Here is a 14,090-nt window from a genome sequence, read left to right on the forward strand (position 1 = left end):
CTTCGTTACTTTATTCGCCGTCCGTGTAAACGATCGTTTCGATTTTAGCGACCCGATCGAGCGGCTTCGACTGCAGGCCCGCCAGCGCTTTGCCGGCGGCGTAAATGTGTTCGTCAGTAGCGTCCTGCGCGACATGCGCGAAGGACAAATTGCGAAATTTTTCCACGCCCTTATCATCCGTGTACTGCACGCGCAGGGCCAGGCGCCGTGCTACCGTTTCTTTCTGTAATGCCATTCGTTTCACCTCGTTTTGAAAAAATAAGAAATAATGCGCGGGAGGAATACTCAATAACTTGCCAAAATAACGTCCGTCCACCAGGCGGCCGCGTCGGTTTTCAACCAGGCGCGCTCGACGTCGTTCGTCAGAAAACCGGTTTCCACCAACACCGCGGGCATGACCGTTTCGCGTAACACCGCGAAATTAGCGGTGCGGTACAGCGTATCGTCATGGCGAAAATAACGACCGCGCTCGCTGCCGCGGCGAACTATGCGTTCCGCCCAAAGTCGCGTCGGCGCGGCGGCCTGCGGGTGGATAAAAACTTCCGCGCCGTGCGCCTCAGGCGTCGCGGCGGCATTGGCGTGAAGGGAGAGAAAACGATTCGCCCCCGCCGCGTTGGCGGCCGCAACTACCGCGGCAAGATCGTCATCCTGCCGCACGGTAACTTGTTCTCCCCGCGCGCGTAAACCCGCCGCGATCGCCGCCGCGATTACCGCTACGACATCCGCCTCCCGCGTGCCGTCAGCGGCGACCGCTCCCGGATCGGGCACGCCGTGCAAGGCATGCCCCGGGTTCAACCACCAAAAACTCATGACTCGCTTTCCGTATGCGCTTCGGCATACAAACGCCGTAAAATTTCACTCAACAACCAGATCAACCAGCGATACCATTCCTGTCTTGTCATCGGACCTCCTTTCTCCCGCGCTCACCTACTACATTGCGGTAAACGTGAAAACGCAACGTCCGATGTGAAATTTTTTGGCGCACAAAAAAAGACGCCGCAGCGTCTTTTTTGATAATCAGCGATAGAGTCCCATCGCCCGAATGGCTTTTTCGTAGGTTTCATGCGCTTTGGCATGCGCTTTTTCCGCGCCCGCCGTCAAAATCGCGTCGAGTTCGGGGCTGCCCGAAAGCTCTTCATAGCGTTCGCGCAACGGCCGCAACTCGCCGACAACGAGGTCCGCCACATCTTTTTTCAATGTGCCGTAGCCTTGCCCCGCGTAATCGGTTTCGAGTTCGTCAAAGGTTTTGCCCGAAATCGCCGCGTGAATGGAAAGCAAATTGGACACGCCCGGCTTGTTTTCCCGATCGTAACGGATCGAGTTTTCACTGTCCGTCTGCGCCCGTTTGATTTTGCGCGCGATCGCGTCGTCATCGTCTAAAAGATAAATCGTCGCCGTCTGATTGTCGTCCGATTTGCTCATTTTCGACGTCGGTTCCTGCAAGCTCATGACGCGCGCGCCGCCTTTCGGCGTAAACATTTCCGGTATGGTGAACACTTCACCGTAACGTTGGTTGAAGCGTTCCGCCATCGTGCGCGTGAGTTCCATGTGCTGGCGCTGATCTTCGCCGACCGGCACGAGTTTCGCCTGGTACAGCAAAATATCCGCCACCATCAGCGCGGGATACGCCATCAAACCGAACGGAATGGATTCGCCCTGTTTTTTCGCCTTGTCTTTATATTGCGTCATGCGTTCCATCTCGCCGACATAGGCCAACGTAATCATCATCCAGCCCAAAAGCGCGTGTTCCGGCACTTCCGACTGAACGAACAGCGTCGCTTTATGAGGATCAATTCCCGCCGCCAGGTACAAGGCCGCCAACTGGTTGGTGCGCTTATGCAGCAGCTGGGGATCCTGCGGCGCCGTGATCGCGTGCTGATTGACAACGCAATAGTAGCATTCATGCGTGTCTTGAAAAGGGATGAAATTTTTCAACGCGCCGAGATAATTCCCGAGCGTGAGATTACCGCTGGGCTGAATGCCCGAAAAAATAGTATCCATAACGTTCCTTTCTGTCGCTTGCCTTATTCGACGGTAACGGATTTCGCGAGGTTGCGCGGTTTATCGACATTCGTGCCGCGCGTAATGGCCGCGTAGTACGCCAACAACTGCAACGGTATCACGGATAAAATCGGCGCGACGAAACGATGCGTGCGCGGAATGCGAATCGCGTGTTTCACGAAATGATCGAGTTCGGCATCGTCATCATAACCGATGCCGATCACGATGGCTTCGCGCGCGCTGACTTCCTGGATATTGCTGAACATTTTTTCCCGTACATGATCCTGCGTCACGATCGCGATGATCGGCGTGCCCTGCACGACCAGCGCCAACGTACCGTGCTTGAGTTCGCCGCCGGCATAGGCCTCCGCGTGAATGTAGGAGATCTCTTTGAGCTTGAGCGCGCCTTCCATGGCGACCGCGTAGTCGATCGAACGGCCGATGAAGAACACGTCTTCCGCGAAACCGTAATGTTTGGCGAACGTCTTGATCATTTCCGTATTTTCAAAAATTTCGTGGCATTTTTCCGGCGCCTCGATGAGCGCGGAAACAATCGCTTTTTCTTCCTCGCGAGACAGATTTTCGTTGATCCGTCCGAAGTACACCGCGAGCAACAGCAACGCCACCAGCTGCGTCGTGTACGCTTTGGTGGACGCGACCGAAATTTCCGGACCGGCGACCGTATACACCACCGCGTCCGCTTCGCGCGCGATCGACGAACCCACCGTATTGGTCACGGCGAGGCTCTTCGCGCCGCGGCGTTTCGCTTCTTTCAGCGCCGCCAGCGTGTCGCTCGTTTCGCCCGATTGGCTGATTACGATGCAGAACGTGTTTTCGTCCGTCAACGGATCGCGGTACCGGTATTCCGACGCGATATCCACTTCGACCGGAATGCGCGCGATCTGCTCGATGTAATATTTCGCTACAAGACCCGCGTGGTACGCCGTACCACAGGCCGTAATTAAAATCTTATTGACCTGTTGCAGGTCGTCTTTCGTCCAGCCGAGTTCATCAAAGTACACCGACTGATCCTCTTTATGAACGTGCATCGACATCGTGTCGCGGATCGCTTTGGGCTGCTCGTTGATTTCTTTCAGCATGAAATGTTCGTAGCCGCCTTTTTCCGCCGCTTCCGCCGACCAGTCCACATGGTGCACTTTTTTATCAATCGGACGACCTTCCCGATCGATCACGCGCACGCTGTCCGCCGTCACGGTAGCGATTTCGCCGTCATTTAAGATGTAAATATCGCGCGTTTCATTGATGATCGCGGGAATATCCGACGCGATGAAATTTTCACCGTCGCCGAGTCCGACGATCAGCGGATTATCTTTTTTGGTGCAGATCAGCTTGTCCGGTTCGTCGCGGTCCATCACCGCCAGCGAATAGGAGCCGTCCACCACGTCCAACATTTTTTGCACGGTCGACAAAAAGTCACCGTCATGTAAATCCGCCAGCAAATGCGCGATGACTTCCGTATCCGTTTCGGAAACAAAGACATGCCCTTTGGCGATGAGGTCGCGTTTCAGTTCCATGAAGTTTTCAATAATGCCGTTATGCACGACGACAAAACGGTTTTCCGCGTCGCCGTGCGGATGCGCGTTGACATCCGACGGGCGTCCGTGCGTCGCCCAACGCGTATGACCGATACCGATCTGCCCGTGAACGGGATGCGATTCAAGGTAGGACTCCAAGTTGGCGATGCCGCCTACTTTTTTACGAATCTCAATCTTCCCGTTTTCATAGCAGGCGATCCCCGCCGAATCATAGCCGCGGTATTCCAATTTACGCAAACCGTCAATTAAAAACGACGCCGCATCCTGAAATCCCACATAGCCGACAATACCGCACATAAATGTGCCTCCTTCTTTATCCTAATCTATTATGTAATCCCCGCAGCGGGGGACAAATATTCATCTATGTATTGTATACTAAAAACCTTACAAGGGCAAATAAAAAGGGCTTCGCGCGCGCGAAGCCGGGTCGGTGAAATGTTTCAAACGGAGCGATAATCGCTGGCCGCTCGTGCTTGGTAATGAAGCAGGAGACGAACGACCGCGACCGCCATGGCGACGATGATAAAATCGACCACCGCGGGCGCCGCGTAGCTGTATAAAAGACTGTTTCCCGGGATGATTTCCGGCGACTGCAAAAGCCAATAATCCGCCAGCCAACGCAAGCCGAGGTAGATCACGGTGCCGATCGTCGCCAGCAGCGCGCGGGGCGTTCGTTCTCCCACTTGACCGACGAAAAAGACGGCCGGAAAAACAAACGCCGCCAGCAGAATCTCGCCCATGCGCGTCCAGGCGATGAGCGCCAAAAAGCCGAGCAACACCGTCATCGCGTACGGCTCCGCCGCGCGGTAGTAACGAAACAATTCAAAACCGCCGAAATACGCCAGCGGCAACAGATTCGGAATCCAAGCGAGGAAAAAAGCGCAGGCGGCGTAGTCACGCGCGAAGCCGCGCAACTTTTGATACCCCGCCAACACCAGCTGCGTCAACGCTTCCACCGCCAACACCAACACGAACTGCAGCAGCGCGAGAATCCCCGCCTTGCCGAACGCCGCCGCGACGCTTTCAACATGGATGATGCTTTCTTCCGCCGCCATCATCGCGCCCGCCACAAAAGCCATTTGGCAAATCCACCACAGCGTGTACACTACCGCGTGCCGAAAACGCTCCGCCGGTCGTCCGACCAGATCGATAACGAGCGGACCGAACCAGCCGCAAAACGCGAACACCAAAAAGAAGTACCCCGTCGCTTGGGGATCCCAAAGATATACCGCCAGCGAGGGAATACTCGCCAACAGCCAGAACCAAGTTGTACGGATCAGCCAGTTGCGTTTCATCATAACTCCTTTGCGTGCATTATACAATCTTGTTTCTAATAAACAATGACAAGAAAATGATACCTCTCTGAGAACGTTTCTCCCGTACGCTGTCAAGCGCTCGCGTTTCTGTCGAACGGCCGCGAACGCGCGGGCGAAACGGCGGCGCCGCATGCTATAATAAAAGTAAATTCATCGTTATAAAATTGTATTGTCGTCCCCGACGACTTAGAAGGAGAAAATTATGCCCACATTTACCGGTTTGGGAGTGACACCCGAACTCGCCGACGTATTGACCAAACGCGGCATCACCACCCCGACGGAAATTCAAGTGCAAGCGATCCCGACCGTATTCAAAGGTCGTGACATACTCGCCCAAAGCCGTACCGGCACGGGCAAAACGCTCGCCTTTTTGTTGCCCATTTTGCAACGCATTCGACCGGACGAAGCCAAGGAACAGGCGCTGATCATCACCCCGACGCGCGAACTCGCGCGGCAAATCGCCGACGTCGCGCGCCCGCTCGCCGACGCGGTCGGCGTCGACATGGTCTCCATCACCGGCGGGCAAACGCTCGAAAACCAACTCGCCAAACTCAAACGCCGTCCGCAACTCGTCATCGGCACGCCCGGACGCATTCTCGACCATTACCGCCGTGACGCCCTGACCTTAATTTCGGTCCGGCAAATCGTTTTGGACGAAGCCGATCAGATGCTCGCCATGGGCTTTCTGCAAGACGTTCGCACCATCTTAAGCGCCGTGGCGCGCTCGCGGCAACTGCTGCTCTTTTCCGCCACCTTGCCGAAAGAAATTCGCAACCTCGCCAAAACCGCCATGCAAAAACCGGCGCAACTCGCCGCCGGCGCGGGACGCCTCGTCTTGGACACGATTGAACAGCGCGTCTACATGGTAAAAGAAGAAGAAAAAACGGATCTTCTGATCCGTCATTTGCGTGAAATGAATCCGTTTTTAGCCGTCATCTTTTGCAACACGAAAGATCGCGCCGCGGAACTGACGCGCGAACTCTTGGCGGCGCATTTATCCGTCGAAGAATTGCACGGCAACCTGCCCCAAAGCGCGCGCAACCGTATTCTGCGCGAATTCGCCAAAGGCCGCATCGCCTACCTCGTCGCCTCTGATATCGCCGCGCGCGGCATTGACGTGGAAGGCGTCACCCATGTATTCAACTACGATATCCCCGGCGATACCGACTACTACATTCATCGCATCGGCCGCACCGGTCGCGCCGGCGCCACCGGCATGGCTATCAGCTACGTCACCTCGCGCGACATCGGCAAACTGCGGCGCATTGAAGCGCGCATCGAGCAGCCGCTGGTCAAATACGACCACGACGGCAACGTCAAGGTCAAGAAACCGCGCGCCGGTCGTCGCAAAGTAGTCCTGCCCGGTCAATACAAACCGACCAAGGACAAAGAGCACAAGCAGCAACATGCCGGCGGCAACCTTCGCCAACGCCGTAAAGCCGCGCCGAAAAACGAACGCAAATGCGGCGCGTCGCGCGGCAAACGTTCCTCCCGATAACAAAAAGACCGTCACTCGACGGTCTTTTTTGCGTGGTATAATACTGTAAACATAATATTTTCTTTATATCGTAAGGAGCACATATGAAAATTCTTGCCATCCGCATGGATAAAATCGGCGATGCGTTGTTGACCGTGCCGTCGTTTCGTACGCTTCGGCGCATGTATCCCGACGCGGAAATCACGGCGCTTGCCAACACGTATACGCGCCCGATTATCGAACGCATTCACTCGGCCGATGAGATTCTTTGCGCCAATGAGTATGCGCATGACGAGCTTGTGAAATTGTTAAATGAACGCCATTACGACATGTTGATTTCGTTGCAAGATTTTCGTCCGGCGTCGGAGATAATTCTGGAGCTCAATATACCGTACAAGATGGGGATTCAGCGCAACTCACATCATAATCAAGACGTATATCCGCAAGGCTTTGTCCAAAATCGTTTTCACTATAATAACTTAGACAAAATGCAACATGAATCGGAATACACGTTGGAGATCTTGGAGCATGTTGATGCGGAGCGCTACCAAAACGCGCGCACGGAGGATTTCACCATCCCACTAACAGCAGAGGAAAAAGCAACGGCGGCGGAGTTTTGGGCGCGTGAAGCCGTTACCTCGCCCGCGCTTTTCGTCAGTCCCGCTACGGGCGGTTCCGGTCTGACCTTACCGATTGAAGCATGGGCGCAGGTATTGCAGGACTTTCAGGACGCCCATCCCGACTGGACGATTTTACTCGGTTGCTATCGCCCGAAGCAGGCGCCGCGTGATATTTCAATAGATATGCATTTGCCCTTTGATGAATACGCTTTTTGCCAAGCGATCAATGACCGTCTGCAAAAACCGGCAACGATTTTCGCCAATCATCGCTCGATTTTCCATGCGGCCGCCGTCATTCAGCGTTGCGACCTTTTCCTCGGACCGTCCACCGGCACGTTCCATCTGGCGTGGACGCAAGGCACGCCCGTCGTCGGCGTCTTCGGCCGTGAACCCAACCACTGCTGGCAACGTTGGGGATCACTCAAGAAGCCGCATTACCACTTTGTCATGAACGAAGCGAAAGAATATATTCGTTCCGGAAGTGTCATCATGCGCACCTTACGGCGCTGGCGTTACAGTCTCCACAAGCGACAGGAACGCAGAAAACACGGCAAGTTTACGCCGAAAATGCTGTATACGACATTCGACACGGCTAAACGCAAAGAGCTCGCCGCCTTGCTGAACCAAGCCGCGGCGGACGTCACCCAGCCGCAATAAAAAATCCCCGTGCGGGGATTTTTTATTGCTCATTTATAATTTCTTCGATTACTTCCGCGACTTCGATATCTTCGATATGGTGACGCCGTTTACGGTTCCAAATAATGCGGAGTTCCTTTTCATTGACCGGTACCCATTCCGGATTTTTCAAACGCATCAGAATAATTTGCGGTCGGTGCAATAATGACGCGATATGCATGATCGCCGTTTCCACGGAAATAATCAGACGACTGTGCGCAAGCATCGCCGGCAAGTCCCAAAAACCTTGGTCCGCCGTGAAACCGTAAGCGCGCGGCAACTGCTCCTCGCGAATCAGCGCCGCAATCGCGTCCTGATCGCTCGGTAAACCGTTGATCAGAAAGACCGCCTGTTGAAATTCCGGTCGCTCGCTGAGCGCGCGGATCAGCGCTGCCACTTTCGGCAAAGGCCACGTGCGTTTTTTATTTTTCGCGAACGGGTTAATGAAGTAAAGCGGCGCCGTTTCCAAAACACCTCGCTCCTCACGCCAACGGCGCGCGCGTTCCAGCGCTTCCGCCGGCACGGTCAGCTCCGCCCGCTCCGCCCAATCGTACGTCGGCATCCGCGCCACCGTTTGGAAAAAGTAATTGTAATTTTGAATAATTTTTTTGAATCGTTGTGGATTTTCCGGCACGATAAAATCGACGGCCTTTTCAAACCGTCGCCGATCCGCGCCGAACTTAAACCAGCGCTCGCGTAGCGACCATGAGACAATCGCCGCTCGCGGGAATAACGCGCTAGCCGCCTCCGCGACGAGCAGGCGACCGCGGCTCGACATAACAAAAACGACATCGTAACCGACTTTTTTCGCCCGCGCCAACGCCGCCTCCGAATCTCCCGTATAGAGATCCGCGTACACATCATGGAAAATACCCGTTTGCGCCGCCCAGTCGCAGATAATCGGATTGACAAGCGCGCCCGGTCCCCTATGAAAACGCGTATTGATAAAATATTCGTCCGGCATCAAGTCCAACCGCAACTGCGGGTATTGTTCGGTGAACGCGCGTAAGACCAACTGCCAATAGGTAAAATCACCCAACGCCATCGGCAAAAGAACGAGCGCGTGGCGCGCGTTTTTAATTTTATTTTGAATGCCTGTCTGATCCATAATGTTGTCCCAAGTCCTCTGATCATTGAATTTTCTTTATTATACCATGCTGATTAACGCGCCAAAAAAGACCGCCGCGGCGGTCTTTTTTGGCTGTATATTCAGATTTGTTCCATGGCGGCTTTGACTTTTTCCGCGCGTTCTTTAGCGGAAATATTTTTTTCCACCTCGTATTGAATTTCATCCGTCGGCTTGTGCGTCTGCTGCACGGCGTCCGCGAGTCTCGCCTTTTCCTCTTCGAGGTTGGTCGCCCATGATTCTTTCAAGCGCAAGTAGCTGCGCCGACGAATCCGCGCGTCGAGTTCGGTTTTCGCGAAAAGTTCCTGCGCTTTTTCCGGGAAAAGTTTTTCCAGCGCCGAGAAGCGCACTTCGCCCATCAGGAAGTCGCGGAAGTTTTCGGTCGGTTCGCGCGAGTCGATCTGCATCGGGTTCAGTCCTTTTTTGATCCGGCTCGGGTCGAAACGGTAGTTGCACCAGTAGCCGCACGACACCGCGCGCCGCGATTCTTCCTGCGTCATGCCCATGCCGGCTTTCAAGCCGTGCGCGATACAGGGCGAGTACGCGATGATCAATGACGGTCCGGGGTAGGCTTCCGCCTCCGCGATCGCTTTCAAGGCTTGATTGCGGTTCGCGCCCATCGCGATTTGCGCTACGTAAATGTAGCCGTAGCTCATCGCCATCATGCCGAGATCTTTTTTCCGCGATGTCTTGCCGCCCGCGGAGAATTTGGCGATGGCCGCCGTCGGCGTCGCTTTCGACGACTGACCGCCGGTGTTGGAGTAGACTTCCGTATCGAGCACGAGCACATTCACGTCATTGCCCGACGCGAGCACGTGATCCAAACCGCCGAAGCCGATATCATAGGCCCAGCCGTCGCCGCCGAAAATCCATTGCGAACGTTTGAGGAAGAAATCGCGATACGAACGCAATTTTTGCACATAGGGGTTGGTGTCGTCCCGCGCGTCCAAGAGCGCGATGACGCGGTCCGCCCGTTCGCGCGTGCCTTCACTTTCCATGTAATGAGCGCTCCAGTCTTCGAGCGCTTCGCACAGTTCCGGATCGTTGATCGCCGGACAGAAATCATCCACGATCGTGCGTAGACGTTCACGGATGGTGTCGTTGCCGGCGAACATGCCGAGACCGAATTCCGCGTTGTCTTCAAAGAGCGAGTTCGCCCACGCCGGACCGTTGCCGTCTTGGTTGGTCGTGTACGGCATCGACGGCGCGCTGGCGCCGTAAATGCTGGAACAGCCGGTGGCATTCGCGATCAGCATGCGGTCCCCGAAGAGTTGCGTGACGAGTTTAATGTACGGTGTTTCGCCGCAACCCGAGCAGGCACCGGAAAATTCAAAATACGTCGGCTCGAACTGACTGCCTTTGACCGTTTCTTTTTTCATCGGGTTCGGTTTTTGCGGCAGGCTCATCGCGTAATCCCACAAGGGTTGTTTGTCGATTTCTTCTTCGATCGGTTTCATGACGAGCGCTTTGCCTTTGGCGGGGCAAACGTCGACGCAGTTGCCGCAGCCGTAGCAATCTTCCTGCGAGATGACGATGCGGAACTTCATGCCGTTCGCGCCGACCGCGTCACGCACGATGAAGCCTTCCGGCGCGGCTTCCGCCTCTTCTTCCGTGGTTAAAATCGGACGAATCGTCGCGTGCGGGCAAACGAACGCGCACTGGTTACATTGGATGCAACGTTCCGGAATCCACTCCGGCACCATCGTGGCGGTCGCGCGTTTTTCGTATTGGCTCGTGCCGACCGGGAAGGTGCCGTCAGCGCGATCAATGAAGGTCGACACCGGCAAGTCGTCGCCCGCCTGTCGATTCATCACGTCGCAAACCTCGCAGATAAAGCGCGGCCGCTGTTGTTTCGCGGCGGCTTGCGCGGGCGTGTCTTCCACGGCGTGCCGCCACGCGTCGGGCACGGGGATTTCAATCGGCGCGGCGACGCCGCGGTCAATCGCTTCAAAGTTCATCGCGACGATATCATCGCCCTTGTGACCGTAACTTTTCACGACGGAATCTTTCAGATGACGGACCGCGTCCTCCACCGGAATGACTTTCGTCAGCGCGAAGAACGCCGCCTGCATCAGCATGTTGATGCGACCGCCCAAACCGATCTCGCGCGCGATCGTCGCCGCGTCCATGATGTAAAATTTCGCGTGTTGCTTGGCGAGTTTGCGTTTCAGGAGCGCCGGCAGTTTCGCCTCGATTTCTTCCGGCGTCCATGTGCAGTTCAAAAGGAAGGTGCCGCCCTCTTTCAAACCGCGCAGTAAATCGTATTCATAGACATACGCCTGACGGTGACAGGCGATAAATGACGCGTTGCGAATGAGGTACGGTTTGCGCAAGGGCGTGTTGCCGAAACGTAAATGGGAAATCGTCACGCCGCCGGATTTTTTGGAATCGTACGCGAAATAAGCCTGCGCGAACATGTCCGTGTTGTCGCCGATGATTTTGATCGCGCTCTTGTTCGCGCCGACCGTGCCGTCCGAGCCGAAACCCCAGAATTTGCAGGCGATATGCTTCGTTTCCTGCGCCTGTTCGACCGCGACGCGCGCGAGCGAAAGTTCCGTCACGTCATCGATGATGCCGAGCGTGAAACCGTGTTTCGGTTCGTCTTTCGTCAAATTGTGGTACGCCGCCAAAATATCTTCCGGCAGCACGTCTTTGGAGCTCAAGCCGTAACGACCGCCGACCACGCGGATCGCGCGGCCCGCGTGCGCAACCGCCGCCGCCACATCCAAAAACAGCGGCTCGCCGAACGCGCCCGGCTCTTTGGTGCGATCCAACACCGCGATTTTCTTGACTGACGCGGGAATCGCCGCCAGCAAATGCTTAATCGAAAACGGACGGTAGAGATGCACCGTGACCACACCCACTTTTTCACCGCGGGCATTGAGCATATCCGCCGCCTCTTTCGCGACATCGCAGACCGAGCCCATGCCGATCACGACACGTTCCGCGTCGGGCGCGCCGTAGTAGTTGAAAAGTCGGTAATCACGGCCCGTGATTTCATTGATCTTGCCCATGTATTTCTCGACGATTTCCGGAATCGCCTGGTAGTAGCGGTTGGACGCTTCACGATTTTGGAAGTAAATATCCGGATTTTGCGCCGTGCCGCGCGTCACCGGCCGATCCGGGCTCAACGCCCGCGCCCGAAACGCGGCGAGCGCTTCCTGATTGACCAATCCCGCCAGCACTTCCTCATCGAGTACTTGAATTTTTTGGATTTCATGACTGGTGCGGAAGCCGTCAAAGAAATTGATGAACGGCAAGCTGCCCTCCAGCGCGGACAAATGCGCCACCGCCGATAAATCCATGACTTCCTGCACGCCTTCTTCGCAAAGCATCGCGCAACCGGTCGCCCGCGCGGCCATCACGTCCTGATGATCGCCGAAGATGCTCAAGCTGTGCGCCGCGAGCGACCGCGCCGCCACGTGCAGTACGGCGGGCAACAATTCGCCCGCCATTTTATACAGATTCGGAATCATGAGCAAAAGGCCCTGCGAGGCCGTGTATGTCGTCGTCAGCGCGCCCGCCTGTAAAGAGCCGTGCACCATGCCCGCCGCGCCGCCTTCCGACTGCATCTCGACCACTTTAACCGGCCGACCGAACATGTTTTTTCGCCCGTTCGCCGCCCAATCATCGACCAGCTCCGCCATCGGCGAGCTCGGCGTGATCGGGTAAATCCCCGCGACTTCCGTAAAGCAATACGAAACGTGCGCCGCCGCCGTGTTGCCGTCCATTGTTTTCCAGTTCATGCCCATGCCACCCTTCTGTTTTCCGCTCATCTTGCAAACAGGTAAGAAACAGTGTAAGATTAAGTCACAATATGAGTAAAACGCATACATATAGTTGGTTTTGCGCTTTGGAACATGGCGCGCTTTGCTCCATCTCCATGATTTACTGAAATTATAGACGATTCTACCGAAACCAACAACCGCAGGAGGTCAGCATGGATTTTCATCATTTAAAATATTTTACGGAAGTCGCGCATCGGAAAAGCTTCAGCAAGGCCGCGCGGCATCTGCATATTTCGCAATCGGCCATCAGCCGCACCATCAAGGCGCTGGAAGATGAGCTCGGCGTCGTGCTCTTTTTGCGCAACGCTAAAGCGGTTGAGCTGACGGACGCCGGGGCGATTTTTTTGAACCATGCCAAACGCAGCGTCTTTATTTTTGAACATTTGAAAAACGACTTTGAAAACGAATTTAAGCTGGAACAGGGTTCCATTCATATCGGCTTGCCGCCGATTACCGACGCGCAGGTATTCGCGCATCTTTTGGGCGCGTTCAAGCGCATGTACCCGCAAATCGACATCGAGCTTTACGAATACGGCTCCAAAAAAGTGGAAATCGCCGTGCAGGAAGGCTTGACCGATCTCGGCATTATTTGCACCGAACCGAAAAAAGATTACGAGTCCTTCTTCCTTTTGGAAGATCCGGTATGCGTACTGTTGCCGAAAGATCATCCGCTCGCGGACGCGAATGAGATCCCGCTCGCCGATCTCTCCGGCGACGGTTTCGTTCTCTATCGCGACGACTTCAACTTGCATGACGAAATCATCGCGAAGTGCAAAGCCGCGGACTTTGCGCCGAAAATCGTATTTGAAACCAGTCAGCGCGAGCTCATGATTCAGACCGTCAGTGCCGGCTTGGGCATCGCCCTTTTGCCGAAACGTCTCTGTCCGGAAAATGATCCCAATGTTTCCGTGCACGTGCTCGCCGGTCGGCCGATCATTCATCGTCTTTACGTCATCTGGCGCAAAGGCCACTACCTCTCGCACGCCGCGAAATTGTGGCTCGAATTCGCGCAGGATCATATTCAAAAGGTTGCCGCTACCTCCTCTCTGAAATAAAATGACTACGTACTCATTCCGTCATCGCCTGCAGCTTTGGCGACACCAAGTAAGCCCGTGGCTGCGCCGCCCCGTCACTTGGCTCGTGCTGTTGGCGCTGGTGCTCGGCTACATCGTGAGCATCCAAAACGAGCGCATCGAGGCGCTCACCGCGCGCGTCAATGAACTGTCGCAGACAGGACCGGGCTCCACGCCCGCGCGCCTTAGCAATTTGGAATTCATCGTCAACGATCACACCGAACACTTGCGCACGCTGGATGGCAAAGTGTATCAACTGCAAGTCGATCAGGCAGATCTCGATTGGCGGACCACCACCAACCGTTGGGATATTGATGAACAAATAAAATAAGCTCCCGCAAGGGAGCTTTTTGCGTGGGCAAAACGGGGAAAATATTTTTCCGCGCGGTCAGCAGGCGCGGCACGGGTGCTTCGTTTGCGCGCATAATAAAAGACCGCCGCGCATCGCGCGGCGGTCA

Annotated in this window: 11 protein-coding genes; 4 read left to right on the plus strand and 7 right to left on the minus strand. The window is 55.4% G+C overall.

What is annotated here, in order from left to right:
• Positions 1-10: 10 nt before the first annotated feature.
• The 5 genes from RDN69_RS01000 to RDN69_RS01020 all read right to left on the minus strand — a co-directional run bounded on the left by RDN69_RS01000 (position 11) and on the right by RDN69_RS01020 (position 4,855).
• A complete protein-coding gene (locus RDN69_RS01000; RefSeq protein WP_024048506.1) occupies positions 11-235 on the minus strand; it encodes a DUF1659 domain-containing protein in 225 nt (74 codons plus the stop codon).
• A gap of 50 nt (positions 236-285) precedes the next feature.
• Positions 286-810 carry an N-acetylmuramoyl-L-alanine amidase gene (locus tag RDN69_RS01005; RefSeq protein WP_288218132.1) on the minus strand — a complete coding sequence of 175 codons (525 nt, stop codon included), beginning with the start codon at positions 808-810 and terminating at the stop codon, positions 286-288.
• Between the two features lie 207 nt (positions 811-1,017).
• On the minus strand, positions 1,018-2,001 hold the full coding sequence (gene trpS / locus RDN69_RS01010; protein ID WP_288218133.1) for a tryptophan--tRNA ligase: 984 nt from the start codon (positions 1,999-2,001) through the stop codon (positions 1,018-1,020).
• A 23-nt stretch (positions 2,002-2,024) separates the two neighbouring features.
• Positions 2,025-3,854 (minus strand): glutamine--fructose-6-phosphate transaminase (isomerizing), encoded by a 1,830-nt coding sequence (glmS, locus tag RDN69_RS01015; RefSeq protein ID WP_273259538.1) that lies wholly within the window; start codon positions 3,852-3,854, stop codon positions 2,025-2,027.
• 143 nt (positions 3,855-3,997) lie between these two features.
• Positions 3,998-4,855, minus strand: a complete 858-nt coding sequence (locus RDN69_RS01020; protein ID WP_288218134.1) for a hypothetical protein — start codon at positions 4,853-4,855, stop codon at positions 3,998-4,000.
• A 220-nt stretch (positions 4,856-5,075) separates the two neighbouring features.
• On the opposite strand from RDN69_RS01020, the gene RDN69_RS01025 reads away from it, so the two are divergent.
• Positions 5,076-6,371, plus strand: a complete 1,296-nt coding sequence (locus tag RDN69_RS01025; protein WP_288218135.1) for a DEAD/DEAH box helicase — start codon at positions 5,076-5,078, stop codon at positions 6,369-6,371.
• Between the two features lie 83 nt (positions 6,372-6,454).
• The gene (locus RDN69_RS01030) at positions 6,455-7,627 is read left to right on the plus strand and encodes a glycosyltransferase family 9 protein (protein WP_288218136.1); all 1,173 of its coding nucleotides are present in this window, start codon (positions 6,455-6,457) and stop codon (positions 7,625-7,627) included.
• 22 nt (positions 7,628-7,649) lie between these two features.
• On the opposite strand, the gene RDN69_RS01035 is transcribed toward RDN69_RS01030, so the two are convergent.
• Positions 7,650-8,753 carry a glycosyltransferase family 9 protein gene (locus RDN69_RS01035; RefSeq protein WP_288218137.1) on the minus strand — a complete coding sequence of 368 codons (1,104 nt, stop codon included), beginning with the start codon at positions 8,751-8,753 and terminating at the stop codon, positions 7,650-7,652.
• 101 nt (positions 8,754-8,854) lie between these two features.
• Entirely contained in the window at positions 8,855-12,523 is a 3,669-nt protein-coding gene (nifJ, locus tag RDN69_RS01040; protein ID WP_288218138.1) for a pyruvate:ferredoxin (flavodoxin) oxidoreductase, read from the minus strand.
• 188 nt (positions 12,524-12,711) lie between these two features.
• Between nifJ and RDN69_RS01045 the strand changes: the two genes are divergently transcribed.
• Together RDN69_RS01045 and RDN69_RS01050 are read left to right on the plus strand one after the other, a co-directional pair.
• Positions 12,712-13,614 (plus strand): LysR family transcriptional regulator, encoded by a 903-nt coding sequence (locus tag RDN69_RS01045; RefSeq protein WP_273259533.1) that lies wholly within the window; start codon positions 12,712-12,714, stop codon positions 13,612-13,614.
• Between the two features lies 1 nt (position 13,615).
• Positions 13,616-13,963, plus strand: coding sequence for a hypothetical protein (locus RDN69_RS01050; RefSeq protein WP_273259532.1), 348 nt, complete (start codon positions 13,616-13,618; stop codon positions 13,961-13,963).
• Positions 13,964-14,090: the final 127 nt, after the last annotated feature.

Source organism: uncultured Negativicoccus sp. (assembly GCF_902480485.1).
Lineage (GTDB): Bacteria > Bacillota > Negativicutes > Veillonellales > Negativicoccaceae > Negativicoccus > Negativicoccus succinicivorans.

Excerpts from the sequence above, each read along its gene's own strand:
- RDN69_RS01000 (WP_024048506.1), bottom strand. The coding sequence starts at position 235 with ATGGCATTACAGAAAGAAACGGTAGCACGGCGCCTGGCCCTGCGCGTG.
- glmS (WP_273259538.1), bottom strand. The coding sequence starts at position 3,854 with ATGTGCGGTATTGTCGGCTATGTGGGATTTCAGGATGCGGCGTCGTTT.
- RDN69_RS01025 (WP_288218135.1), top strand. The coding sequence starts at position 5,076 with ATGCCCACATTTACCGGTTTGGGAGTGACACCCGAACTCGCCGACGTA.
- RDN69_RS01035 (WP_288218137.1), bottom strand. The coding sequence starts at position 8,753 with ATGGATCAGACAGGCATTCAAAATAAAATTAAAAACGCGCGCCACGCG.
- RDN69_RS01030 (WP_288218136.1), top strand. The coding sequence starts at position 6,455 with ATGAAAATTCTTGCCATCCGCATGGATAAAATCGGCGATGCGTTGTTG.
- RDN69_RS01020 (WP_288218134.1), bottom strand. The coding sequence starts at position 4,855 with ATGATGAAACGCAACTGGCTGATCCGTACAACTTGGTTCTGGCTGTTG.
- RDN69_RS01005 (WP_288218132.1), bottom strand. The coding sequence starts at position 810 with ATGAGTTTTTGGTGGTTGAACCCGGGGCATGCCTTGCACGGCGTGCCC.
- RDN69_RS01045 (WP_273259533.1), top strand. The coding sequence starts at position 12,712 with ATGGATTTTCATCATTTAAAATATTTTACGGAAGTCGCGCATCGGAAA.
- RDN69_RS01050 (WP_273259532.1), top strand. The coding sequence starts at position 13,616 with ATGACTACGTACTCATTCCGTCATCGCCTGCAGCTTTGGCGACACCAA.
- trpS (WP_288218133.1), bottom strand. The coding sequence starts at position 2,001 with ATGGATACTATTTTTTCGGGCATTCAGCCCAGCGGTAATCTCACGCTC.
- nifJ (WP_288218138.1), bottom strand. The coding sequence starts at position 12,523 with ATGGGCATGAACTGGAAAACAATGGACGGCAACACGGCGGCGGCGCAC.